The sequence below is a fragment of the uncultured Devosia sp. genome, from assembly GCF_964244875.1.
In the GTDB taxonomy this organism is placed as follows: Bacteria; Pseudomonadota; Alphaproteobacteria; order Rhizobiales; family Devosiaceae; genus Devosia.
On sequence record NZ_CAXTKA010000017.1, the window covers coordinates 36346 to 56903 of the forward strand.

General features: G+C 64.1%; 23 protein-coding genes and 1 tRNA gene. 13 read left to right on the forward strand and 11 right to left on the reverse strand.

All coding sequences use genetic code 11. The annotated features are described in order from the left end of the window. Nucleotides 1–9 precede the first annotated feature (9 nt). Both ACFE8X_RS16410 and ACFE8X_RS16415 read left to right on the forward strand, forming a co-directional pair. The gene (locus ACFE8X_RS16410; protein ID WP_375452572.1) at nucleotides 10–516 is read left to right on the forward strand and encodes a sigma-70 family RNA polymerase sigma factor; all 507 of its coding nucleotides are present in this window, start codon (nucleotides 10–12) and stop codon (nucleotides 514–516) included. Further along, nucleotides 513–1310: an anti-sigma factor family protein gene (locus ACFE8X_RS16415; protein ID WP_375452573.1), complete on the forward strand. Its 798-nt coding sequence runs from the start codon at nucleotides 513–515 to the stop codon at nucleotides 1308–1310. The genes ACFE8X_RS16410 and ACFE8X_RS16415 overlap by 4 nt, the downstream gene beginning before the upstream one ends. Nucleotides 1311–1565: 255 nt before the next feature. Here ACFE8X_RS16415 and ACFE8X_RS16420 read toward each other — a convergent pair whose 3' ends face one another. Next, complete coding sequence (locus ACFE8X_RS16420) at nucleotides 1566–2753, reverse strand: L-lactate dehydrogenase (protein WP_375452574.1); 1188 nt, start codon at nucleotides 2751–2753, stop codon at nucleotides 1566–1568. A 403-nt stretch (nucleotides 2754–3156) separates the two neighbouring features. Here ACFE8X_RS16420 and ACFE8X_RS16425 point away from each other — a divergent pair, with 403 nt between their 5' ends. Then, the gene (locus tag ACFE8X_RS16425; protein ID WP_375452575.1) at nucleotides 3157–4074 is read left to right on the forward strand and encodes an SMP-30/gluconolactonase/LRE family protein; all 918 of its coding nucleotides are present in this window, start codon (nucleotides 3157–3159) and stop codon (nucleotides 4072–4074) included. Nucleotides 4075–4076: 2 nt separating this feature from the next. Here ACFE8X_RS16425 and ACFE8X_RS16430 read toward each other — a convergent pair whose 3' ends face one another. Continuing rightward, complete coding sequence (locus ACFE8X_RS16430; protein ID WP_375452576.1) at nucleotides 4077–5627, reverse strand: UxaA family hydrolase; 1551 nt, start codon at nucleotides 5625–5627, stop codon at nucleotides 4077–4079. A gap of 122 nt (nucleotides 5628–5749) precedes the next feature. On the opposite strand from ACFE8X_RS16430, the gene ACFE8X_RS16435 reads away from it, so the two are divergent. The 3 genes from ACFE8X_RS16435 (at nucleotide 5750) to ACFE8X_RS16445 (ending at nucleotide 7938) form a co-directional block, all read left to right on the forward strand. Beyond that, nucleotides 5750–6499 (forward strand): GntR family transcriptional regulator, encoded by a 750-nt coding sequence (locus tag ACFE8X_RS16435; RefSeq protein WP_375452577.1) that lies wholly within the window; start codon nucleotides 5750–5752, stop codon nucleotides 6497–6499. A 60-nt stretch (nucleotides 6500–6559) separates the two neighbouring features. Continuing rightward, complete coding sequence (locus tag ACFE8X_RS16440) at nucleotides 6560–6991, forward strand: RbsD/FucU family protein (protein WP_375452578.1); 432 nt, start codon at nucleotides 6560–6562, stop codon at nucleotides 6989–6991. Nucleotides 6992–7086: 95 nt separating this feature from the next. Beyond that, nucleotides 7087–7938, forward strand: coding sequence for a fumarylacetoacetate hydrolase family protein (locus ACFE8X_RS16445; RefSeq protein WP_375452579.1), 852 nt, complete (start codon nucleotides 7087–7089; stop codon nucleotides 7936–7938). A 201-nt stretch (nucleotides 7939–8139) separates the two neighbouring features. On the opposite strand, the gene ACFE8X_RS16450 is transcribed toward ACFE8X_RS16445, so the two are convergent. Beyond that, nucleotides 8140–8514, reverse strand: a complete 375-nt coding sequence (locus tag ACFE8X_RS16450; protein ID WP_375452598.1) for a RidA family protein — start codon at nucleotides 8512–8514, stop codon at nucleotides 8140–8142. Nucleotides 8515–8634: 120 nt separating this feature from the next. On the opposite strand from ACFE8X_RS16450, the gene ACFE8X_RS16455 reads away from it, so the two are divergent. From ACFE8X_RS16455 to ACFE8X_RS16465, 3 genes are all read left to right on the forward strand, one after another. Continuing rightward, nucleotides 8635–9336 (forward strand): DedA family protein, encoded by a 702-nt coding sequence (locus ACFE8X_RS16455; protein WP_375452580.1) that lies wholly within the window; start codon nucleotides 8635–8637, stop codon nucleotides 9334–9336. Between the two features lie 81 nt (nucleotides 9337–9417). Next, nucleotides 9418–9987 (forward strand): tetratricopeptide repeat protein, encoded by a 570-nt coding sequence (locus ACFE8X_RS16460; protein ID WP_375452581.1) that lies wholly within the window; start codon nucleotides 9418–9420, stop codon nucleotides 9985–9987. Between the two features lie 20 nt (nucleotides 9988–10007). Then, entirely contained in the window at nucleotides 10008–10316 is a 309-nt protein-coding gene (locus tag ACFE8X_RS16465) for a GNAT family N-acetyltransferase (protein WP_375452582.1), read from the forward strand. Here the strand turns inward: ACFE8X_RS16465 and ACFE8X_RS16470 are convergent. Beyond that, nucleotides 10304–11353 (reverse strand): DUF3298 domain-containing protein, encoded by a 1050-nt coding sequence (locus ACFE8X_RS16470; protein ID WP_375452583.1) that lies wholly within the window; start codon nucleotides 11351–11353, stop codon nucleotides 10304–10306. The genes ACFE8X_RS16465 and ACFE8X_RS16470 overlap by 13 nt on opposite strands. Before the next feature lie 68 nt (nucleotides 11354–11421). Beyond that, nucleotides 11422–12039 (reverse strand): alpha/beta hydrolase, encoded by a 618-nt coding sequence (locus ACFE8X_RS16475; protein ID WP_375452584.1) that lies wholly within the window; start codon nucleotides 12037–12039, stop codon nucleotides 11422–11424. Between the two features lie 150 nt (nucleotides 12040–12189). Between ACFE8X_RS16475 and ACFE8X_RS16480 the strand changes: the two genes are divergently transcribed. Beyond that, a complete protein-coding gene (locus ACFE8X_RS16480) occupies nucleotides 12190–13584 on the forward strand; it encodes an L-serine ammonia-lyase (protein WP_375452599.1) in 1395 nt (464 codons plus the stop codon). A gap of 15 nt (nucleotides 13585–13599) precedes the next feature. Here the strand turns inward: ACFE8X_RS16480 and ACFE8X_RS16485 are convergent, their stop codons facing one another. The 3 genes from ACFE8X_RS16485 to ACFE8X_RS16495 form a co-directional block, all read right to left on the reverse strand. Beyond that, on the reverse strand, nucleotides 13600–14769 hold the full coding sequence (locus ACFE8X_RS16485; RefSeq protein ID WP_375452585.1) for an O-antigen ligase family protein: 1170 nt from the start codon (nucleotides 14767–14769) through the stop codon (nucleotides 13600–13602). A 57-nt stretch (nucleotides 14770–14826) separates the two neighbouring features. Next, entirely contained in the window at nucleotides 14827–15579 is a 753-nt protein-coding gene (locus ACFE8X_RS16490; protein ID WP_375452586.1) for a 2-keto-4-pentenoate hydratase, read from the reverse strand. Between the two features lie 181 nt (nucleotides 15580–15760). After that, a tRNA-Met gene (locus ACFE8X_RS16495) sits at nucleotides 15761–15837 on the reverse strand. Nucleotides 15838–16050: 213 nt separating this feature from the next. On the opposite strand from ACFE8X_RS16495, the gene ACFE8X_RS16500 reads away from it, so the two are divergent. Continuing rightward, complete coding sequence (locus ACFE8X_RS16500) at nucleotides 16051–16752, forward strand: DUF599 domain-containing protein (protein WP_375452587.1); 702 nt, start codon at nucleotides 16051–16053, stop codon at nucleotides 16750–16752. A gap of 16 nt (nucleotides 16753–16768) precedes the next feature. On the opposite strand, the gene ACFE8X_RS16505 is transcribed toward ACFE8X_RS16500, so the two are convergent. Beyond that, nucleotides 16769–18034, reverse strand: a complete 1266-nt coding sequence (locus ACFE8X_RS16505) for an SEL1-like repeat protein (RefSeq protein WP_375452588.1) — start codon at nucleotides 18032–18034, stop codon at nucleotides 16769–16771. Between the two features lie 88 nt (nucleotides 18035–18122). Continuing rightward, nucleotides 18123–18932, reverse strand: coding sequence for an alpha/beta hydrolase (locus tag ACFE8X_RS16510; protein WP_375452589.1), 810 nt, complete (start codon nucleotides 18930–18932; stop codon nucleotides 18123–18125). A 108-nt stretch (nucleotides 18933–19040) separates the two neighbouring features. On the opposite strand from ACFE8X_RS16510, the gene ACFE8X_RS16515 reads away from it, so the two are divergent. Next, on the forward strand, nucleotides 19041–19439 hold the full coding sequence (locus ACFE8X_RS16515) for a (2Fe-2S)-binding protein (RefSeq protein ID WP_375452590.1): 399 nt from the start codon (nucleotides 19041–19043) through the stop codon (nucleotides 19437–19439). Further along, nucleotides 19405–19890: a bacterioferritin gene (bfr, locus tag ACFE8X_RS16520; RefSeq protein ID WP_375452600.1), complete on the forward strand. Its 486-nt coding sequence runs from the start codon at nucleotides 19405–19407 to the stop codon at nucleotides 19888–19890. Before ACFE8X_RS16515 ends, bfr begins: the two co-directional genes overlap by 35 nt. 35 nt (nucleotides 19891–19925) lie before the next feature. Here the strand turns inward: bfr and ACFE8X_RS16525 are convergent, their stop codons facing one another. Then, nucleotides 19926–20543: a nucleotidyltransferase family protein gene (locus ACFE8X_RS16525; protein ID WP_375452591.1), complete on the reverse strand. Its 618-nt coding sequence runs from the start codon at nucleotides 20541–20543 to the stop codon at nucleotides 19926–19928. Nucleotides 20544–20558: the final 15 nt, after the last annotated feature.

Below are 20558 nucleotides of genomic sequence, written 5' to 3' on the forward strand. Positions count from 1 at the left end.
GCCTTGAGTTTGAGCGACATCCTCGACCAGATCGAAACCTGCGTGCCGGCCCTGCGGCGCTATGCCCGGGCGCTGACGCGCAATCTCGATCTGGCCGACGACCTCGTCCAGGATTGCCTGGAACGCGCCATTTCCCGGCGCGCGCTGTTCCGGCCCACCGGCACCGTGCGCGCCTGGCTGTTCACCATCCTGCTGAACCTGTATCGCAATGATTTGCGCTCCTCTCATCGGCGGGGCGACATGGTGGACATTGCCAGCATTCCCGAACCGGCGACCCCACCGACGCAACCGGGGCATCTGGCGCTGGCGGAACTGGCTCGCGCCATCGAAATCCTGCCCATCGAGCAGAAGGAGGCATTGCTCTTGATCGCTCTTGAGGGCTTTTCCTATGCCGAGGCCGCCAGCGTCCTGGGAATTGCCCAGGGCACGCTGATGTCCCGTCTGGGCCGCGCCCGCGCCAGCCTGCGCCTGGCAACCGGGGCGGTTGCCGAGCCGCATCTGAGGACGGTCAAATGAGCGTCGTGACGCAAGACATGCTGATGGCCTATGCCGATGGCCAGCTCAATCCGTCCGATCGCGCCGCCGTTGAAGCCCATCTGGCCGCCAATCCAGAGGCAGCAATGAACGTCGCCTTGTGGCAGCGCCAGTCCGGTGCGCTGCGCGCGCTGTTTGCCCCCGCAGGCCTCGAGCCGGTACCGGCGCGCCTGCGCCCCCACCGCATCGCCGCGTCCTTCGGCTCGCGCCGTGCCCGCTCCTGGCGCCGGGCCGGGGCCGCAATCGTCTTGGTGGCGCTTGGCCTGGGCGCCGGCTGGTTTGCCCGGCCGTGGCTCGCGGGCGCGCCGCAAGCAAGCGACATCCTGATCGCCGATGCCGTCAACGCTCACACCGTCTTCGTGGCCGAAAATCGGCACGCCGTCGAGGTCGCCGCGAGCGAGGAGGGTCACCTGGTGACCTGGCTGTCCAACCGGCTGGCCACCCCGCTCGGCACGCCCGATCTTAGCGCGGAGGGCTTTACGCTGGTCGGCGGGCGCCTGTTGCCGGGCGCGCCCGACGCCGGCGGCCGCGCCGCCCAATTGATGTATGAAAACGCGGCCCACGACCGGGTGACGGTCTATGTCACTGCAGCCCTGACCGATCGCGCCACCGGCTACCAGTTCGCCACCTATGACGGCGCCGAAGCCTTTTATTGGGCCAATGCCCGCATCACCTGCACAGTGGTGGGAACGCTGCCTGAGGCAGAGATGAAAACCGTATCGCAAGCCGTGTACCGCCAGATGAGCGACGGCGATGGTACGGCCGGCTTGCCATGATGGGGATAAGCCCGTCTCAACTCTTCCGCAGGGCAGGCCGTTGCCTATGGCTGGGCCCTTGACGCCAGGCCTCAGTCGATACCTCCCCCTGGCAGGGGGAGGATCAAGGTGGGGGCGTGGATTGTCCCCGATATCGGGGCTCTCACACCCCCACCCAGCCTCCCCCTGGCAGCGGGAGGAGCGACTCGGTGACTGTGGCAGGATCGTGCCACGTCATATCCAATAGCCCTGCCCAAAGGAGAGATGAAGCACGTCCTACCCTTGCGTCCCCAGGGGCGAGTTGCGCTTGGGAATGTCGTTGGAATAAATATTGTGCGGCCCAACGTTGAGGATGTCGCGCTCGCCGCACAGCGCCATCGTGGTGTCGAGTTCCTTGGCAATGATATCGAGCGCCCGGGTTACCCCTGCTTCCCCGCCTGCGCCCAGCCCGTAGAGCATCGCCCGCCCGATAAAGGTGCCCTTGGCGCCCAGGGCCAGCGCCTTGAGCACATCCTGTCCGCTGCGGATGCCGCTATCGAGGTAAACCTCGGTTTGGCTGCCAACCGCATCGATGATCTCGGGCAAAACGCGAATGGTGGATGGCGCTCCGTCAAGCTGGCGCCCGCCATGGTTGGAGACCACGATGGCATCGGCGCCATGCTCCACCGCCGCTCGCGCGTCCTCGGGATCGAGCACGCCCTTGACGATCACCGGACCCCCGAACCGCTCCTTGACCCAGGCCACATCCTTCCAGCTCAGCGTTGGATCGAACTGCGAGGCGGTCCACACCGAAAGCGAACTGAGATCGTGTCCGCCTTCGACATGGCCCACGATATTGCGAAAGGTATGCCGCTTGGTGCCCAGCATCTCGATGCACCATTGGGGATGCTGCACCATCTGCCAGACGCTCTTGGCATTGAACTTGGGCGGGGTGGACAGCCCGTTGTGAATATCCTTGTGCCGCTGCCCCAGGATCTGCAGATCCATGGTCAGCACCAGCGCCGAACATTTGGCGGCTTTGGCCCGCTCGATCAGCCGCTCGATGAAGCCGCGATCGCGCATCACGTAGAGCTGAAACCAGAAGGGTGCCGTGGTATTTTCGGCAATGTCCTCGATCGAGCAGACGCTCATCGTCGAAAGGGTGAACGGGATGCCGTATTTTTCGGCGGCCCGGGCCGCCTTGATCTCGCCATCGGCCACCTGCATGCCCCCGGTAGCCGCCGGAGCGATGGCCACGGGCATGGTGATCGCCTTGCCCAGCATGGTGCTGGCCAAGCTGCGGCCCTCGAGGTTGACCGCCACCTTCTGGCGCAGCTTGATCTTCTGGAAGTCGCTCTCGTTGTCCCGATAGGTGGTTTCGGTATAGCTGCCCGAATCCGCGTAGTCGAAAAACATCTTGGGCACGCGCCGCCGGGCACGCGCCATCAGTTCGTCGATGGTCAGGACGGTATCGAGTGCAGCCATGGCGAAACTCCGGATCACCTTGCCTAGCAACTAACATGTTAGTCGTCAATGCGACCACCGTGCGGTTGGGGCGGCATCTCGGGATGGGTACCGGCCGGCGCCGGTAAGACACCGTAGGTGGTGTGGCATTGTGCCAAAGGCGGGCAACAGCCGAGGGATCTGGGGTTACTAAGTACCCCACCCGGCCTCCCCCTGGGAGGGGTCACGACACTCTTCGGGTATAATCGAGTTCCGACTACGCGGTCAGCTCTCGATCCAGTCCCAGCCACCGGCAGACCCCTCCCCCTGGCAGGGAAAGGTTGGGTGGGGGTATGCGAAGCCACGATTTTGCTGCCCCGCCTCACAAATCCCACCTTGCGCCCGCGCCGGCTCTTGCCCCAAATACGGCCAAGGGAGAACCAAGATGGCATTGCTGGCGGGCGAAAATCTCGAGTATATCGACAAGGCATTTTACGGCCTGGTGATCGGCAACGCGCCGATGGAAACCCTTTATGATGGCTGCCGCTGGGCCGAAGGGCCGGTGTGGTTCAACGACGGCGGCTACCTGCTGTGGTCCGACATCCCCAATAACCGCATCCTGCGCTACACGCCGGACCTTGGCGTCTCGGTGTTCCGCAGCCCGGCCAACTACACCAACGGCCACACCCGCGATCTGCAGGGGCGGCTGGTGTCCTGCTCGCATGGCGCCCGCGCCGTATTGCGCACTGAGCCGGACGGCACGATCACCACGCTGGTCGACAGCTACCAGGGCAAGCGGCTCAATTCGCCCAATGACGTCGTGGTCAAGTCCGACGGCACCATCTGGTTCACCGATCCCCCCTACGGCATCCTCAGCGATTACGAGGGCTACAAATCCGATCAGGAACAGGAACGCTGCAACGTCTTCTGCTTCGATCCGGCCGATGGCTCGCTTGTCGTGGTGGTCGACGATTTCGCCAAGCCCAACGGGCTGGCCTTTTCCGCCGATGAACGTATTCTCTATGTTGCCGATACCGGCCGCAGCCACGCTCCCGATTGGCCCGCCCATATCCGCCAGTTCGATGTCAACGGCACCAGCCTGACCAATAGCAAGACTTTCGCCGATATCGATACCGGCCTGCCCGACGGTTTCCGGCTGGATACGCAGGGCAATGTGTGGACCAGTGCCGGCCCATGCGTGAACGTCTACAACCCCACCGGCGCCTTGCTGGGCCGTATCCGCACCGGCCAGGCCACCTCCAACCTGACCTTTGGCGGCCCCAGGCGCAACCGGCTGTTCATCACCTCAAGCCAGTACGTTTATTCGCTCTATGTCGCCGCCACGGGCCTGCAGCGGCCCTGAGCCTACATCGTCGCCCCGACCTGCCAGGGCACGAACTCGTTGTCGCCATAGCCCAAGGCTTCGGACTTGGTCTGCTCGCCCGAGGCGACCTTGAGCAGCAGCTCGAAAATCTGCTGCCCCTTGTCCTCGATCGAGACGCCCTCGACGATGTCGCCGCAATTGATGTCCATGTCCCCGGTCATACGGTTGTACATGTCCGAATTGGTGGCCAGCTTGATTGAGGGCACCGGCTTGCAGCCATAGGCCGAGCCGCGCCCGGTGGTGAAGGCCAGAATGTTGGCGCCGCCCGCCACCTGCCCGGTCGCCGAGACCGGATCAAAGCCGGGCGTGTCCATGAACACGAAGCCTTTTTCACGCACCTTTTCGGCATATTCGTAAACCGCCGTCAGCGGCGTCGTGCCCCCCTTGGCCGTCGCGCCCAGCGATTTTTCCAGAATCGTGGTCAGCCCGCCCAGCTTGTTGCCCGGCGAGGGATTGTTGTTCATCTCGCCATGGTTGCGCCTGGTATAATCCTCCCACCAATGAATGCGGCTGATCAGCTTTTCACCCACGTCGCGATTGACCGCGCGGCGGGTCAGCAGGTGCTCGGCGCCGTAGATTTCGGGCGTTTCGCTCAGGATCGCGGTGCCGCCATTGCGCACCAGGATATCGGCGGCATAGCCCAGAGCGGGGTTGGCGGTGATGCCCGAATAGCCGTCCGAGCCACCGCATTGCAGGGCCAGCACCAGTTCGGACGCATCAATGGTTTCGCGCCGCGCCTTGGCCGCCACCGGCAGCATTTCGCGCATCCGCTCGATGCCCCATTCCACGATCTTGGCCGTGCCGCCCGACTCCTGGATCGTCATGGTCTGGAAGGTGTCGCTTTCGGTGATGCCATACATCTCCTTCATGCGCCCGATCTGGAACACTTCGCAACCCAGCCCCACCAGCATGGCGGCGCCGAGATTGGGGTTGGAGGCATAGCCCCATTGCGTGCGCTTGAGGATGTCGAAGCCCTCCCCGCGCGATTCCATGCCGCAGCCGGTGCCATGCACGAAGGGGATCACCCCGTCGATCTCGGGATAATCATCGAGCAGCCCGGAACGGTTGATGCCTTCGGCGATGAATTTGGCGACCGTGGCCGAGCAGTTCACCGAAGTCAGGATGCCGACATAATTGCGGGTGCCGACAGAGCCATTGGCGCGGCGATAGCCCTGAAAGCTCGCCCGCTCGTCCACCGGGACCATCTGGGGCGCGATTGCCCCTTCGGCAAAGGCATAATCGTGCTGCAGCGTGCCATCGGGCCCACCCATGCCGCAATTGTGCTCATGCACCCATTCGCCCGCGGCAATGTCGGTCGTGGCAAAACCGATGATCTGCCCGAACTTGATGATCGCCTCGCCTGCCCGCACCGGCCGCACGGTGAATTTGTGCCCCTTTGGCACCCGCTTGGCGCGGATCACGCCCTGCGGCGTTTCGCTGCCCGCATCCAGATTGGCCAGCGCCACCGCGATATTGTCGGCCGGGTTGAGCACCAGCGTTTTGACTTCGGGGCGGATCATGGTCTGCGACATGGCTCTGGCTTTCGGCTGGCTGCGGTGGGCGCTGGTCCTGACGCCGATGATCCCTTCGCCGTGTGCGGGCCCGAGGACTAAATCGTGTTGTCAAGAGTTACAGGTCTGACTAACATGTTAGCATGAGAATGGAAGCAAGTCCCTATCATTTTCTGGTTCGGCCCGCCGCCCTGTCGCGCGGCAGCGTCACCGTGGACGTGACCAACGTGCTGCGCCAGGCCATCGTTACCTTGGCGTTGCGACCGGGACAAAGCATCGACAAGACCGCCATTTGCGAGCAGCTCGGCGTGTCGCGCTTTCCGGTGAGCGAGGCGCTGGCGCGGCTGCAAGGCGAGGGACTGGTGGATATCGCTCCCCAGCGCGGCTCGGCGGTATCGCTGGTGCGCATCGCCGACGTGCGCGAATACATGCTGATCCGCAAGGGGCTCGAAAGCGAGGCGCTGCGCGTACTGATCGGCAAGCACAATGGCGAGGTGATCGCGGCGCTCCACGCCAACATGGCCGCCCAACGCGAAGCGGCCGCACGTGATGACGCCGAAACCTTCCACGAGGTCGACGTCGAGTTTCACGACATCATCTTCCGCTCGATGCGCTTCACCCGTATCAAGGGCATCATCGACAGCGCCCGCGCCAATCTGGATCGCGCCCGCCGCCTGATCATCACGCCGCGGCGCCTGGCCCTGACCATTGCCGAGCACAAGGCGATTTTCGATGGCATCCTGGCGCAAAACCGCGATCAGGCCACCATGGCCATCCGCGCCCATATCGACGCGGTCATGGTGGAACTGTTCGCCTTTGCGCGAGACAACCCCGCTTTGTTCGCCGATGGCGATAGTCTGGACGCGGACAGCGACAGTTTTCCGTTTGGCTAGGATATGTGTTGAGTGCGGCGAGACGAGACAGGGCTGCACATCAGCCCGGGGAGAAGAAAAATGCTGAAAAACATACCGCCACTGCTGGGCCCCGACCTGCTCGGCATTCTGCGTGCCATGGGTCATGGCGACGAAATCGCCATTGTCGACGCCAACTATCCCGCCGATGCCGCGGGGCCTGCGCTCGTCCGCCTCGACGGCATCAGCGCCACCGATGTGCTGGAGGCGGTGCTGACCCTGATGCCGCTGGACGATTTCGTCGAGCAGGCGGCGATCTGCATGCAGGTGGTCGGCGATGCCGGCGAGCGGCCGCCGGTGGTGGCCGAGTTCGAGGCCATCGTGACCCGTCACGAGCCGAAAATGAGCGTGTCCTCGCTTGAACGCTTCGCCTTTTACGCGCGCGTCAAGACCGGCTATGCCATCGTGCAGACCGGCGAGCGGCGCCTTTACGGCAATATCCTGCTCAAGAAGGGCATAATCCGGCCCGCCTGAAATCGCCTCGACCGAACCGATTGGACCAAGGTCGCCCTCGACAGGCCGACATCCCAGCCGCTACAGCGTTCCCATCAAAAACTGGACCCATCCCCATGAAGCTTCTCCGCGTAGGCGCCAAGGGCGCTGAAAAGCCCGCCGTCCTGGACCAGGATGGCGTCATTCGCGACCTCACCGGCATTGTCGGCGATATCGGCGGCGATGCGCTGACGCCCGAGGGCCTGGCCCGCATCCGCGCCACCGATATCGGCGTGCTGCCCAAGCTCGATGCCGGCGCGCGCATCGGCCCCTGCGTCGGCAATGTCGGCAAGTTTATCTGCATCGGGCTGAACTATGCCGATCACGCTGCCGAAACCGGCGCGCCGATTCCCGCCGAACCGATCATCTTCATGAAGGCCACCAGCGCCATCATCGGGCCCAACGACGACGTGATCATTCCCAAAAATTCCATCAAGCCGGATTGGGAAGTCGAACTCGGCATCGTCATCGGCACCGAGGCGCGCTACCTCGAGGAGGCCGACGCGCTCAGCCACGTGGCCGGCTATTGCCTCGTCAACGACGTGTCCGAGCGCCACTTCCAGACCGAACGCGGCGGCACCTGGGACAAGGGCAAGGGCAGTGACACCTTCGGCCCCATCGGCCCCTGGCTGGTGACGCGCGACGAGGTCGCCGATCCGCAGAACCTGTCGATGTGGCTCGAAATCGACGGCCACCGCTACCAGAACGGCTCCACCAAGACGATGATCTTCGGCGTCGCCACGGTCGTTGCCTATGTCAGCCAGTTCATGAGCCTGCAGCCCGGCGACATTATCTCCACCGGCACCCCTCCAGGCGTCGGCATGGGCATCAAGCCGAACCCGGTCTGGCTCAAGCCCGGCAATGTGATGCACCTGGGCATCGAGGGCCTGGGCGAGCAGACGCAGAATGTGAAGGCATACGGGGCCTAGATTGCCTCGCCTTTCCCCTCGGGGGAAGGGTTATAGCATCAAGTTTGTCGCACGATCCGCCAGTACCACAGGACGGCTCATCCCCCTCGAGGGGGAGGCTGGGTGGGGGTGCAGCAACCCGAATATCGCGGCTGGGAAACCCCCACCTTGATCCTCCCCCTCGAGGGGGAGGTGTCGACTGGGGCATTTTGGCAAGATCCCCTATGGCCGCCTCGCTACCAGGTCGATCTCCACCAGGGCGCCGACGGCTAGGGCCGTGACCCCAATCGTGGTGCGGGCGGGCAGCTTGCCGGGCACGAAGAATTCCGGCCAAGCCTCGTTTAGCCCAGTATAATCGCGCTCGAACTGGGTGAGATAGATCCGCGCCATGGTGACGTGCTCGAAGCCCAGCCCGATCCCACCCAGCACCACGCGCAGATTGTCCATCACCCGTCTGGTCTGCGCCGCGATGCCTGCCGGCAAGGGCGCGTCGGGTGCGGCGGGGTCGGTCGGCATCTGCCCGGTCAGAAATACCCAGCCATCGGCCTCCACCGCATGGGAAAACGGCGCGACCGGTCGTGGACCTGTCGCAATCATGTGGTGAACAGGCAAGGACATCGCTACACTCCGGTGATCGTGGGTTGCGAGCGTTCCGGTTCACCCGCTAAAAGTCAATTGCCCGGCCTGGTGGCCAGCGACCACGGAGACCGTTCGTTCATGTTTGATATCTTTCACACGATATCGGCCTATCTCGAGAGTTTTCTCAGCGCGATTTCCGGCAATTTCTGGCTGACCTTTACTTTCATCTTCTTGGTCGCCATCGGCGAGGCGGTGTTCGTTTTGGGCCTGTTCGTGCCCTCGACGCCGGTTCTGCTGCTGGTGGGCGGCATTATCGCCGAAGGCCGGCTGCCGTTCTGGGAAGTGTATTTTGCCGCCGTCATCGGCGCCATCATTGGGGACGCGATATCCTACGGCATCGGCCACCTGCTCAAGGATTCCATTCGCACGGTCTGGCCGTTCAAATACCACACCGAACTGATCGCCCGCGGCGAGGCCTTCTTTGCCCGCCACGGCGGCAAGAGCGTCTTCATCGGCCGCTTCATTCCCGGCGTCAAGGCGGTCATTCCCGGCGTCGCCGGCATCATGGGCATGAGCTATCGCAAGTTCACCATCATCAACGTGACCTCCGCCTTCGTCTGGGCCGCAGCCCATATCCTGCCCGGCATGCTCTTGACTGCCTGGCTCAAATCCATCGGTCTGTCGCTTGAACTGGTCATCGTGGTCGGCACGCTGATCCTGGTCGCGCTGTTCCTGCTCATCCATTATCACCGCGCCATCCTCCTGGCATTGGCACCCTGGCTTGGCAGCCTGGGACGCTCCATCCAGGCGCGCTGGGGCAAGACCGATATCGTCCATTAGGCACGGTTCGCAAAGGCCATCCGGCCCGTTTCACGAAGTCATGTCTTGCCGCCGCCCGCGATTGGCGGCAAGCTCTCTGTCATGCGCATCTGGACAGCCCGTTTGCCGGTCGTCATCGCTGCCTGGGCCGGCCCGCTGCTGGCGCTGTTGCTGCTGCTTGGCCCGGCCGCGGCGCAACCGGCAAATCCGGCGCTCGATACCCTGTTCGCCCAGCTTCGCCTGGCCCCCGATGCCGACGCCGCGAAGCTTATCGACCGTCAGATCTGGGCCCTGTGGATGACCCCCGCCGATCCAGATCTCGCCGGTCGCATGCGCCGTGCCCTGGTTAGGCTGAGCCTTGATCCACCCGCCGCCATCGCGGACCTCGAGGCCATCGTCAAGGACCATCCCGAATATGCCGAGGCCTGGAACCAGCTTGCCACCATTCATTTCATGATGGGCGATTACCAGACCTCGCTGGCCGAAATCGACAAGGTCCTCCAGTTCGAGCCGCGCCATTTCGGAGCGCTTGCCGGCCGCGCCTTAATCTATCGCAGCCAGGGCCGGCAGGCGCTGGCGCTCAAGGACATTGCCGCGGCTCTGGCGCTGCACCCGTTCTTGTCCGAACGCGCCCTGTTTCCCCAATTGCTGGACGACGTCACGCGCATCTAGCCCAACCCCGGATACAGACCATGAGCACCGCCGACATCACCGTTGAACGCCAGGATGGCCCCACCCGGGGCCGCTATGTGGTCAATCTGGCCCCCGGCATTGAGGCCGAAATGACCTATCGCAAATCCCCGGGCGTGATGAGCATCGATCATACCGGCGTTCCGCCCGAATTTGGCGGCCGCGGCATCGCCGCCCGATTGGTCGACGCAGCCATTGCCGATGCCCGCGCCGAAGGCTTCAAGATCGAGCCGCTGTGCTCCTATGTGGTGGCCCAGTTCAAGCGCCATCCCGATTGGGCCGATCTGCGGGCCCAGCCTCAGCTGCCGTAGCGCACGGTGTCGAGACTTGGCGCAGTCATGCCGTCAAGGCTTTCCCACGGGATCAGGATCGTCGGCGCGCCATAGGCATAGGCCGCGACCTCATAGGGCTGGAACTGGATGGTCAGGCCATAGGGGCTGCTAAAACTCCACCGGTCCGGCTGGGTGACCACATCGGCAATATCCTGGTCCGCGTCCAGCATGAGCCAGTCGCCGTGTTCCTTCTTGAGTTCGGCAACGCTGAGCTCCAGCAGCTTTTGCGCCCAGCCCTCGCCGCTGAACACGTCGCTCGCCTCCAGCGCGCGGCCCTCATCGGTCAAGAAATGCAGGTAGGACACCGTCCCATTGCCATGCGCCCCGCCATGGCCAAACCAATCGCTCTGCGCCTTGAGGGTGATGCGCCGGGGCAGCGCCTCGAGCGGGCTGATGGTGAGATCGCTGTCGCTTTGCGCATCGGCCGCCGGTGCATCGCCATCCGTATCGGTCAGCGTGCCCGACAGCGTCGTCACTGCGGTATCGACGAACGCGTTGAAGCTGGTCGCCAAGCCATCATCGCCCTCGAGCTGGGGAAACGACACCGTATGGCTGGCCACTTTCCAATAATAATCTGGCTGGTTGGCCGCGTCCGGATCGGGCAACGTTGCGAAACGGCTGCTGAGAGCGAAGCGATGCCCGCCCAGCATGCGGCTGTCTTCGAGGACACTGATTCGCGCTGCGGCCGCGCTGGCAAGACACTCGACCTGCTCGGCGTCATAGCGGACGTCGTCCGGCAACAGCTCCGCATCATCGGTGCAGGACCGGGCCGCGAAATCCAGCCAGGCGCGCTGGTCGGCGCGCATGTTCGATACCGCCGGCTTGCTCAAGCCGCCAGTCGCCGTGGCAAAGGCCTGGGCCAGCGTCTCGTCGGCGCTCGACAGGGCGGGATTGTCGCATATGGCGTGTTCGAACGCGGTTGTCGCCGCAGCGCAATCAAAACTTGCGGCCTGCGCCTGTGGCGCCAAAACTAGCGCCACCAGCATCAGCACCGCGCCCAGCATCGTTCGCACCATTGTCCATCTCCCTTTGCTTGCAACCCGGTCCGTCCAGCGAACAGGCCACGTGAAACGAGCCTGGATCATCAAGCGCCCATATTTGTGGCGGCAGCAATGAACCGCTGCGTTTCCCGCATTTCTTCAGCCCGCAATTCGTGCCCGCCATCATGCCAGAACAGCTCTGCCGCAGCGCCCTGACGGATAAAATAGTCCGCCAGTTTGTCCGTCGCGGCCGCCGGTGCGATCGGATCGCGGCGGCCGGCCGTCAGCAGCACACGCCGCCCTGTCAGCCCCCCTGCCGCAGGCGGCTCGAATGGGATCAACGGATGCATCAGCACCGCCGCGTCGAACAGTTCGGGCGCCGCGAACAGCACCGAAGCCAGGATATTGGCGCCATTGGAATAGCCCAGACCCATGACCTGGGCGGGCCTGTCCTCGGCAACTCGCGCCCGCACGAACTGCGCCATCTGCGCCGTGCGCAGCGCCAGATCGGCCATGTCGTAACGGCCCTCCCCCGTGCGCCGGAAGTAGCGTAGCGCACCGCCTTCCGACACATTGCCCCGCGGCGCCACGATTCGCCCGCCCGCCAGCAACTCGCTGCCGAGATCGAAGAACTGGTTTTCATCGCCGCCTGTACCGTGAAACACCACCAGCAGCGGCGCGCCGGGTTTTCCCTTGGCCTCGCGATAGACGTATTCGGCCATGCGGCCCTCCTGCCTCTGCATTGCGGCCATCATATTGTCGCAGCCGTGCTTCAAGCCAAGCGCCGACCGGCGTCACGCACTGTTGCCGATCGCTTGACGATCTTCCAGCCTCCGCGTTGTCATGCGGCCCCATCCATGCACAATGACACCATGTTCCTGTCCATCTTCGACGTTTTCAAGATCGGCATCGGCCCCTCGAGCTCCCATACCATGGGGCCGATGACCGCCGCCAATCGGTTTCTGGACGCGCTGAAATCGGGCGACTGGCCCCGCCCGGCCCGCGCCCGTCCTGCGGCCTTGAGCGCGAGCCTGCACGGTTCGCTGGCCTTTACCGGCATCGGCCACGGCACCGGGCCCGCCGTCATCCTGGGCCTCTGCGGGCAAAACCCGCGCCAGGTCGATCCGGATGCCGTGGACGCCATTCTTGCCGCGGTCGAGGCCACCGGCACGGTGCAGCCACAATGCCATCCCGCCTACCGCTTCGTGCCAGCCCGCGACCTCATATTCGACAAGCGCACGCCCCTGCCCGGCCATCCCAATGGCCTGCAGTTCACTGCCCTGGACGCCGATGGGCAATTGCTGCTGCGCCGCATCTATTATTCGGTCGGCGGCGGCTTCGTGCTCACCGATGCCGAACTCGAAGCGCAAAAAACCGCCTCCCCAGCTTCGGCCGACGTGCCTTATCCCTTTGCCCATGCGCGCCAGATGCTGGCCATGGCCGCAGCCTCGGGTCTGTCCATCGCCGCCATGAAACGCGCCAACGAGCAAGTGAACTGCTCCCGCCAGGCGCTCGACACCGGCATCGATGCCATCTGGTCGGCAATGTCCGCCTGCATCGATCGGGGCCTCGTCCAATCCGGCACCATGCCCGGCGGGCTCAACGTCAAGCGCCGCGCCGCCGCTATTTTCGCCCAGCTCGACGCGCAATGGCAGCGCAACGAAATCAGCCCCTTGATGGCCAATGACTGGCTCTCGGTCTATGCCATGGCCGTCAACGAGGAGAATGCCGGGGGCGGGCGCGTCGTCACCGCACCCACCAACGGCGCCGCCGGCGTGATCCCGGCCGTCTTGCGCTATTTCCTTAAATTCGACGCCCGCGCCAATCCCATAGCGATCCGCGACTACCTGCTGACCGCCGCCGCCATTGGCGGTATCATCAAGCACAATGCCTCCATTTCGGGCGCCGAAGTGGGCTGCCAGGGCGAAGTGGGCTCGGCGTCCGCCATGGCCGCAGCCGGGCTCTGCGCCGTCATGGGCGGCACCCCGGCCCAGGTGGAAAATGCCGCCGAAATTGCCCTCGAACATCATCTGGGCATGACCTGCGATCCGATGGCGGGCCTGGTGCAGATCCCCTGCATCGAGCGCAACGCCTTCGGCGCCGTCAAGGCCGTCACCGCCGCTTCGCTGGCCCTCAAGGGCGACGGCACCCACGCCGTGCCGCTCGACGCCTGTATCGAAACCATGCGGCAGACCGGCATGGACATGTCCCACCGCTACAAGGAAACCAGCCTCGCGGGCCTCGCCGTCAACGTCGTAGCCTGTTGAGGCGCCGAGCCGCCGTTAAGTTGCGCGGCCGGCGCGAGCCAGTCCCGCCAGATACCCCAGGAGCACGACGTACAGCACCGTCTGCGGCAGGATGCCGAACATGGCATTGGTCAGGCCGAGCCCGAAATACCCCGTGCTCAGCAGCACTCCGCCCATGATCACGGCGCGATCGGCGCCGCGGCGCAGCGTCACCACCAGGGGCGTGGCGATGACGAGGCCATAGGCGGCAAGGCCAAGCACGCCGCCCCCCGCTCCGAAATCGGCGATGTCGCTGTGCAGATGTTCCAGCGTCTGCACGATCTCCACATCCGGAAAGCGCGCGCGCACCAGGGCCATGACCTGCCCGAAGCCCTGCCCGACGATCGGGGACGCCATGAATTGTTCCCGGGCGGCCGTGTACAAAGCCGTCCGGTTGGGATCGAGCACCCCGCCCGCAGTGCCCGAGAGGGCCTGCAGCGTATCGCCGAACAGGCTGATCGCGCGCATCGAGGAGGCCAGCATGACGCCCGCGATCGTGGCACCGGCAGCCAGCACCCCGAAAACGGCCACGAACCATTTGTCGCGCCAGAACCAGGCCACCAGCAGCGGCAGGCTGGCCACGGCCATTGCCACGCCCCCCAGCAGGGGCCCGCGCGAGCCCGACAGCATCACCACTGCCAGCCCAAACAGCGGCCCCGTCAAAAACAGCAGGCGCCAAGGCGAACGGCCCACGCAGACCCCGCTCAACGCCATGAAGCCCACCATCACCGAAAGGCCGCCGAAATGGATGGGATTGTTGCCGGCGCCAACCCGGACGGTGCCGCCATCCGACTCCGAAAGCCCGACGAAAAACGCAACGATCACCCCGATCAGGCACAGCAATGGCAGCGCCAGCCCGTTCAGCAGCTCGTCATTGCGCGCTACGAGAAACGCCACGCCCGGCACCAGCAAAAGCGGCGACAATGCCGCAAGCGGCAGCAAATCCAATGGCCCGCGATAAACCAGCGGCAAGGTGAGGGCGAGCAAGGCCAAAGCCAAAGCGGGCATCCACCAGCCGCGTGCCGTCACGATCGGGGAGCGCTGCCCGATCGCTGTGGCCAGGCCGATCAAGGCTGTTGCCAAAGCGACATAGTCGGCGATCGAGGAGGCCACGGCGATGAACACCAGCGCCGACACCGCAAGCACGCTGCCGAAGAGTTTGAGCATAGTTCTGTCCGCGCGCTCCAAAGTCCCGTGTCGCAAACCGGCTGTGGCGACGCCTCGTCAGGCCAGCGTGACGCTGATCGTGCCAAGCCCGGCCAGGCTGGCGCGCACCGTCTCGCCGGGCTGCCCCAGCACCTCCTTGAGACGGGCGCCGGTGATGATGATCTGCCCCTTGCGCAACCCCCCTTGGCGCAGCGACCCCTCATTGGCCAGCCAGACGATGGACTCGATGACGCTGTCCAGCGAGGCTCCGGTATCGGTGCTCAGGGTTTGCGAGCCGATATCCAGCGTCAACGCGATCGTCGCCAGATCCAGTCCTTGCCAATCGGTCACCACCGGACCGCTCACCACGGCCGACCCGGCCTGCAGATCGCCGATGCTCAACAGCGCCGGCAGTTCGTAGTCGGCAGCGAAGCGCCGGCCGACAATCTCGAAGGCCGGCAGCAATCCCTCGATGGCCGCGGTGACCTCATCGCGCGAATAGCCGCCTTCGCGCGGCGGTAAATCGGCCCCAAGCTTGAGGCCCACTTCCAGCTCCACCAGCGTGGCCATCAGATCCACGATGTTCAAGGTGGCGCCGGATGCAAAGAACGCCCGCGCCAGGATGGGCGAGCTGATCGGCGCCGCTTCCGTGCCCGAGGCGATTTTCCAGCCGCCCACCTCGCCTTCCAGGGCAATGATTTCGTCCTGGATCGCATAAGCGGCGGCGCGGTCCTGCGGCACCAGTGCCTCGGGAAAAGTCACGAGCTTTTCACCGGTTCGCCGGACCCGCGACAGCAAGAGAGCGGCCTGGGCAGCGCTGGCATTGGTCATGATCAAATCCTTGTTGCAAAGCCGCGTTCGTGCCGCCGTTGTGACCCCGTTGCAGCCCAAAGTCCACCCTGCATGCAACGCCGGCTCATCCCAGTACAGCCTAGCCACGGGATAGCAAAAGACCCGCACACCTTGGGGCATGCGGGTCTTGCTGACGTCTGACATCCCATCCGGGAAACATTGGTTGCGGGAGCAGGATTTGAACCTGCGACCTTCAGGTTATGAGCCTGACGAGCTACCGGGCTGCTCCATCCCGCGATAAGTCTTTGGAAACATTATCCGGGACAGGATGTCGAAACGGCTTGGCCGCGACGTGACTGCTATATAGGGCCCCCGCCCCGATACCTCAAGGCCAAAATGCGTGCAACGTGACAGTTTTTTGAACGGCTGCTGCCGCTAGCAGCCAGCCGTCGCCTTTTGCCGCCGACCCGCTATAACCAAAGGATCGCACACTCGTCCTGCCGGGGCCTCATGACGCTGCTGACCACGCTGTTTCCGCTGATCTGCTACTTCGCCTACAATGTCTTTGTACCGCAGATCGAAAAGCTGCGCCCCTCGCTGTCGGTCATCATGAACCTGCAGCGCCGCCGCTGGGTAGCCAATGCCGCGATCCGCGAATCCCCGTTCGACGCCATCCTGTCGGGCAATATCATGCAGTCGGTCAGCTTTTTGGCGTCCACCGCCGTGCTGCTGATCCTGGCGGTCTTTGCCGTCTTCGGGCAAATTCCGGCCCTGATGGCGTCGCTCGACTCCCTGGAGCTCGGGGCCAAATACAGCGTCGGCCAGGTTCAGTTCCACCTGGCGGTGATGCTGACCATGTTCGTGCTGGCGTTTTTCGCCTTCACGCTGTCACTGCGCCAGTTCAACCATTTCTGCATTATGCTCGGCGCCATTGATCACGGGGCGCCAACTTCCGACGCCGAAATCGACGCCATCACCGAAATGAACGTGCTGGGCGCCCGCAACTTCAACACCGGCATTCGCGCCTATTATTTCTCGGTCTCGACGGTGGCTTGGTTCGTCTCCGAATGGGCCACGATCGTGACTTGCCTGCTGACCATCCTGGTCCTGGCGCAGCGCGAATTCTTTTCCTCGGCCCACCGCACCGCCGCCTCGGCCGCCCTCGTTGCCGCCCGCAGGAAATCCGGATTGCCCGACGATCCCGGCGCCTGAAGGGCCGGGCACAGCTTCACTTCTGCTTGGTCTTGCCCGTGCCGCCGCCTTGGACCGGCCCGCGCAGGCGCGCCAGATTGTCGATCGCCAGCTGATAACCCTGATCGGCCGACTTCTGATAATAGGAGATCGCGGCCGCCTTGTCCGGCTCGACCCCAAGGCCCTCTTCATAGATATGGCCCAGATTGTTGAGCCCGATCACCTGCCCTGCATCCGCGGCGATCTGCGTCCATTTCAACGCCTCGGCATTGTCCACAGCGGTGCCCTTGCCGTCCATATAGAGCAGGCCCAGATTGACCGCGGCCAGCATCTCGCCGGCTTCCGCCGCCTCCCGATAAAGCTCCAGCGCCTTGCCGTAATCCTGGGCGACGCCGCGCCCGTCCTCGTACAGCAAGGCCAGATTGTGCTTGGCCAGTGCCATGCCCTGGTCCGCCGCCTGCTGGTAGAGCGCAAAGGCAGCCTTGGGATCGGACTCCTGCCCCAGGCCGTTCTCGATCAGAAAACCCAGATTGTTCTGCCCATACATGTCGCCCTGGTCGGCAGCCGCCTGGTACAATTCGGCCGCCCGCTGGTAATCGACCGGTTGGCCCAGACCGTCGGCGATCAGCTTGCCCAGATTGACCTGCGCCGAGGCATCGCCTTGCGCCACCGCGCGCTCGAACCAGGCCGCCGCCGCCACATAGTCGCGCGGCACGCCGATGCCGTCCTGATACATCAATCCCAGGTTCGATTCGGCCTTGGCCATGCCCTGCTCGGCAGCGGCGCGATACCACTTGGCCGCCTCGGCCCGATCTTGCGCCAGGCCTTCGCCAAAGTCATAGCTCAGCCCCAGGCTGTTCTGCGCCAGGGCAAAGCCGGCCTCCGCCCCCTGGGTCAGCAACTGCGCCCCGCGCGCGGCATCCTGCTCGACGCCATCGCCGGTGGTCAACATGTCGCCATAGATCGACAGCGCCACCACATTGCCCCCCGCGCTTGCCGTTTCGAACAAGGGAACGGCCTTGGCGGAATTGCCGCCCGCGAAGTAGGCGCGCGCCAGCCAGCCGGTGAGCTGTACCGAATTGGGTTCCTCCTTCAGCGCCTTTTCACAGGCTGCTATGGCTGCGTCGGCATCGATGGCCGACAGGTCGCGGCCGATATTTTCAAAACCGGGCTCGAACTGGCTGGATGCCGCCGCCGCACAAGCATCGAATGCCGGCCCGGCCAATGCCAGGGAGGTCGATAGCGCCAGAACCGCTGAGCCCAGCAGCGCCTTACCCAAAACCATCTTGCCCAAGCCAATCATCCGCGATCCTCCCTCGTCGATGCCGCACCATAGTCATAACCGCCTCGCCGCGACGGCGGCAAGACAGTGCGGTCGACAATTGATCTGCCTATTGCCCCAGCCGGGCCGCGAGAAAGGCCGTGCTTTGCGCCAGCACCGGCGCCATGGCGCGCAGCGGCCGTGCCAGCGCCATCACCAGATGCGCATGCCCAATCTTGGGATAATAGGTTTCGCCGACCTCTACCCCCGCCTGCCGCAATCGGCGCGCCAGCGCCTTGGCATTGAGCGGGCCGACCAAAGTGTCCTCGGTACCGTTGGCCAGCCACATCGGCGGCACCTCGGCGCTGACCAGGTTGATCGGCTGGGTCGTCCTGGGCATCCGAACGGCGCCGAACACCCGCAGCGATATCGGCCCGTCGAACGGCAGGAAGTCATAGGGCCCTGACAACCCAACCACCGCCTTGACGCGCTCCAGCACGCCACGGGCCTTGAGATAGGCCGGGTCCAGCGCCAGCATGACCGCATTATAGGCCCCTGCCGAATGCCCCATCAGCGCCATCCGGTCCCCATCTCCGCCATAACCTGCGATATTGTGCGCAGTCCAGGCGAACGCGTCGGCGCAGTCTTGCAGAAAGGCCGGATATTCCACCTCCGGCACCAGCCGGTAATCGGCGATCACCGTTACGAAGCCTTGAGCCGCGATGGCCCGTCCGGCAAATGTGTAATTGTGCCGGCTGCCGTCGCTCCAGGAGCCGCCATAAATGAAAAACACCACCGGCCACGGCCCGCTTCCGGCCGGCGCGTAAATATCGAGCCGATGACGCGCCCCGGGTCCATAGGCCACGTCGGCGGCGATTTTGGCGGACTCGCGGTCCTTGGGCAACAGGGCATTGATGATGGCAAGAAGGGACACGGCCATGAGGCGCTCACGCAAACAGGAGCAACAGATACGCGCCACGGCCGCAAACGGTTTCCGCAATGCAGCAGCGCGGTCGCCGCAGTTGCTGCCTGAACCGCGCCGCCGGTTGTGACCACCGCGACATTTTCTGACATTGACAATCAGGTATCGCCGCCGTTTTATGCCCCGGTTACCTGTCCACAGAACCGCACGATTATGCTCGTCTGCCAATGTAACATGATCACATCCCGGGAGATCGAGGACATCGTCCTGTCGCTCCTCAAGGCCGATCCGTGGCAGTTGGTCGTGCCGGCCAAGGTCTATCACGAGCTTGCCCGCCGCGCCAAATGCAGCGGCTGCGTGCCAAATGTGGTGGACATTATCGTTCGCGTCACCGAGAACTACCACTCCCAGCAGGCCAGTTCGCCGGGTGAGCTCATCGCGCTCGAAACCCGGCTGGCAAAGCTGAAGCAGCAACGGAGTGGAAATCGTCGTGAAGGGCGAAGCACAAGTCATCGAGCGGCTTAACGAAGCCCTCTTTCTCGAACTCGGCGCGGTCAACCAGTACTGGGTCCATTTTCGTCTGCTCGACGATTGGGGCTACAAGAAGCTGGCGGCCAAGGAGCGCGCTGAGTCGATTGAAGAAATGCATCACGCCGATCGCCTGATCGAGCGCATTATCTTTCTCGAAGGCCACCCCAATCTGCAACGCATCGCCCCGCTGCGAATCGGGCAGACGATCAAGGAAGTGCTCGAAGCCGACCTAGCCGGGGAATACGACGCCCGCAACGCCTATAAGGCATCGCGCGAACTGTGCGAAAGTATTGGCGACTACGTTTCCAAGAACCTGTTCGAAGCGCTGTTGACCGACGAGGAAAGCCATATCGACTTCCTCGAAACCCAGCTCGACCTGCTCGGCAAGATCGGCGAACAGAAATACGGCCAACTCAATTCGGCCCCGGCGGACGAAGCCGAATAACGGCGCGGTCGATGCAGCAACGCCAAGGGCGACTGCTACACATCATCAGGCCAGGGCACCACGGTCAACTCAGGCCATACCAGCCGGCTGCGCGCCGCCTTGGCCTCATGGGTATGCCGATTGTCCAAGGCCGCGTTGGGTGTCACGCGGAAGGCGAAGATGTCATCGAGCCCGAACGGCGCAAAGATGCTCATCCGCCCGTCCGTTTCCAGCCGCGCCGCCACGGCATGGGTCTTGGAAGCAAAATATCGCAGCATTTCGGCGCTGCTGCGCAATTGCGGATAGGGCGTGCCGAACTTTTGCGGAAACCATAGGTGCACCCGCGCCTGATTGCGCACTTCGACCGGCAGCGGCACCTCAGCAAAGCGGATCGCCGCGCGGCGGATCACCGCGTCCTCCGCCTCATAGGACAGATCGCCGTCATCAAAGTAAGCGACATCAGCGTCCTTGATGCCGGTCAGCGCCCGCCGCCCGCTCAGCGCATTCCACACCGAATTATAGATGGCACCCGAGCAAAGCAACCCGTCGGGCAGGCCCAGATCGAGCATGCCCTCAAGCACGGCCATCAGCACCGGCTGCGCTCGGATGATCTCCTCCAGCACACGGCGCTGCGTCGGCTCCCCGGTTCCGGCATATCGCAAATGCTCGCTCATGCCCCAAGGCTACAG

Bases quoted from the DNA above. Each gene is read 5' to 3' on its own strand.
- ACFE8X_RS16455 (WP_375452580.1), top strand. From the start codon at position 8,635: ATGTTTGATATCTTTCACACGATATCGGCCTATCTCGAGAGTTTTCTC.
- ACFE8X_RS16435 (WP_375452577.1), top strand. From the start codon at position 5,750: ATGAGAATGGAAGCAAGTCCCTATCATTTTCTGGTTCGGCCCGCCGCC.
- ACFE8X_RS16510 (WP_375452589.1), bottom strand. From the start codon at position 18,932: ATGGCCGTGTCCCTTCTTGCCATCATCAATGCCCTGTTGCCCAAGGAC.
- ACFE8X_RS16485 (WP_375452585.1), bottom strand. From the start codon at position 14,769: ATGCTCAAACTCTTCGGCAGCGTGCTTGCGGTGTCGGCGCTGGTGTTC.
- ACFE8X_RS16465 (WP_375452582.1), top strand. From the start codon at position 10,008: ATGAGCACCGCCGACATCACCGTTGAACGCCAGGATGGCCCCACCCGG.
- ACFE8X_RS16480 (WP_375452599.1), top strand. From the start codon at position 12,190: ATGTTCCTGTCCATCTTCGACGTTTTCAAGATCGGCATCGGCCCCTCG.
- ACFE8X_RS16445 (WP_375452579.1), top strand. From the start codon at position 7,087: ATGAAGCTTCTCCGCGTAGGCGCCAAGGGCGCTGAAAAGCCCGCCGTC.
- ACFE8X_RS16460 (WP_375452581.1), top strand. From the start codon at position 9,418: ATGCGCATCTGGACAGCCCGTTTGCCGGTCGTCATCGCTGCCTGGGCC.
- ACFE8X_RS16440 (WP_375452578.1), top strand. From the start codon at position 6,560: ATGCTGAAAAACATACCGCCACTGCTGGGCCCCGACCTGCTCGGCATT.
- ACFE8X_RS16505 (WP_375452588.1), bottom strand. From the start codon at position 18,034: ATGATTGGCTTGGGCAAGATGGTTTTGGGTAAGGCGCTGCTGGGCTCA.
- ACFE8X_RS16415 (WP_375452573.1), top strand. From the start codon at position 513: ATGAGCGTCGTGACGCAAGACATGCTGATGGCCTATGCCGATGGCCAG.
- ACFE8X_RS16425 (WP_375452575.1), top strand. From the start codon at position 3,157: ATGGCATTGCTGGCGGGCGAAAATCTCGAGTATATCGACAAGGCATTT.
- ACFE8X_RS16500 (WP_375452587.1), top strand. From the start codon at position 16,051: ATGACGCTGCTGACCACGCTGTTTCCGCTGATCTGCTACTTCGCCTAC.
- ACFE8X_RS16490 (WP_375452586.1), bottom strand. From the start codon at position 15,579: ATGACCAATGCCAGCGCTGCCCAGGCCGCTCTCTTGCTGTCGCGGGTC.
- ACFE8X_RS16430 (WP_375452576.1), bottom strand. From the start codon at position 5,627: ATGTCGCAGACCATGATCCGCCCCGAAGTCAAAACGCTGGTGCTCAAC.
- ACFE8X_RS16470 (WP_375452583.1), bottom strand. From the start codon at position 11,353: ATGGTGCGAACGATGCTGGGCGCGGTGCTGATGCTGGTGGCGCTAGTT.
- ACFE8X_RS16525 (WP_375452591.1), bottom strand. From the start codon at position 20,543: ATGAGCGAGCATTTGCGATATGCCGGAACCGGGGAGCCGACGCAGCGC.
- ACFE8X_RS16450 (WP_375452598.1), bottom strand. From the start codon at position 8,514: ATGATTGCGACAGGTCCACGACCGGTCGCGCCGTTTTCCCATGCGGTG.
- ACFE8X_RS16420 (WP_375452574.1), bottom strand. From the start codon at position 2,753: ATGGCTGCACTCGATACCGTCCTGACCATCGACGAACTGATGGCGCGT.
- ACFE8X_RS16475 (WP_375452584.1), bottom strand. From the start codon at position 12,039: ATGGCCGAATACGTCTATCGCGAGGCCAAGGGAAAACCCGGCGCGCCG.